Raw genomic sequence first — 1,349 nt, 5'->3', positions numbered from 1 at the left:
AATCAACATTTCTAACTTTATCTCTATTTTAAAAGGAAAAAGACTGCAGGCAACACCAAAATTCAAGGTGTTTGTCTACAGTCTGACAGACAGTATTTACTACTGTCTGGGTTGTGGGCGCGGTGCATTATCAAATTAAGTTATTTAGTATTCCCGCTGAAGCAAAATTTCTTTTACCGCGTCCCGCACTTCATAAATATTGAATGGTTTCGTAAAATATTTCTCTGCCCCATTTTCAATTGCCTCTTCCGTCAGTTCGACCTCCCCGTAGGCAGTCATCATGATGACAGGGATATGAGGCCAGTCTCTCTTTAACCTTTTCAGCACTTCCACTCCATCGATGCCCGGCATTTTCATGTCCAGCAAGACGCAATCGGGTTCTTTCTCTGTAACCGATTGGAGAGCTTCCGCACCGTTTGCGGCCAACCTCGCTTCAAACCCCTCTTTTGTGAATACTTCATTCAATAACAGTCGTATTCCGGCTTGATCGTCGACGATTAGCAAACTCTTCAAAAGGCTCACCCCTTTTTATTTATTTCTCCCCTGAAGTTATATAATTTGACAAAGAAGTAGAATCTCCTTCTTTTTTAAATTATTATTGCAACATTGCTTTAATTTCAAGAGCTGTACTGGAACACTTGGTTTTATTCCTAGGAGTAAATATAATGGGAACGAGGTGGTTTAGATGAAGATATTGACGACGCAAATCGGCGGGCTGCTGCAGCGTGCCGCTTCGAATAATGAAGAGACTGTCGAAGAGACGGCGCGGTTGTTGGCCCAGGCGACAATCGGGGAAGGTCGCGTAATTTTCGTCGGATTCGACGAAATGGAAGCTGTTGGAGTGAACGCGTTGTTTGCTGCGGAGCCTTTCCGGGGCGCAGTCCGTTATGAAGAAGGAATGGAAATCCATTCTGCGGACAGGGTTTGGCTATTTGCTCGTTCGGCAACAGACACGCGGGCGCTTGAATTGGCAAGAATGCTTGCGGAGAAGTTCATTCCGTTTGCGGTCGTTGCGAGCGAGAAGGCGACGGAGGATAACGATCTGGCGGATTTGGCGTATACGTATATGGCAATCGGCGTTATGAAAGGGATTTTGCCGGGCGAGGATCTCGGCAGCCGGATTGTTCAGCCGCATCTGTTGGCCGCGCTCTTTTTGTATGAGGCGGTCAAGATGGCGTATGACGAAATGGTGAATGAAGAGGATTAAGTCTGGGGGGGCGCGTTTATGCGTGGGAATCTTATTTTATGAGCGCTTGACGGGATTTATGAGCGCCATTCTGATTTTATGAGCGCTTGACGGGATTTATGAGCGCCATTCTGAATTTTATGAGCGCTTGACGGGATTTATG

2 protein-coding genes are annotated in these 1,349 nt (G+C 46.3%); one reads left to right on the top strand and one right to left on the bottom strand.

Annotation, left to right across the window (positions count from 1 at the left end; all coding sequences use genetic code 11):
- Positions 1-144: 144 nt before the first annotated feature.
- On the bottom strand, positions 145-513 hold the full coding sequence (locus AWV70_RS20880; RefSeq protein WP_060210423.1) for a response regulator: 369 nt from the start codon (positions 511-513) through the stop codon (positions 145-147).
- A 172-nt stretch (positions 514-685) separates the two neighbouring features.
- Between AWV70_RS20880 and AWV70_RS20875 the strand changes: the two genes are divergently transcribed.
- On the top strand, positions 686-1,207 hold the full coding sequence (locus tag AWV70_RS20875; protein WP_060210422.1) for a DUF2529 family protein: 522 nt from the start codon (positions 686-688) through the stop codon (positions 1,205-1,207).
- Positions 1,208-1,349 lie beyond the last annotated feature (142 nt).

Source organism: Sporosarcina koreensis, assembly GCF_001531445.1.
In the GTDB taxonomy this organism is placed as follows: domain Bacteria; phylum Bacillota; class Bacilli; order Bacillales_A; family Planococcaceae; genus Sporosarcina; species Sporosarcina koreensis_C.
This window is presented reverse-complemented; position numbering and strand designations above follow the sequence as displayed.

What these genes read in the sequence shown, in the direction of transcription:
- AWV70_RS20875 (WP_060210422.1), top strand. Translation starts at nt 686, where the DNA reads ATGAAGATATTGACGACGCAAATCGGCGGGCTGCTGCAGCGTGCCGCT.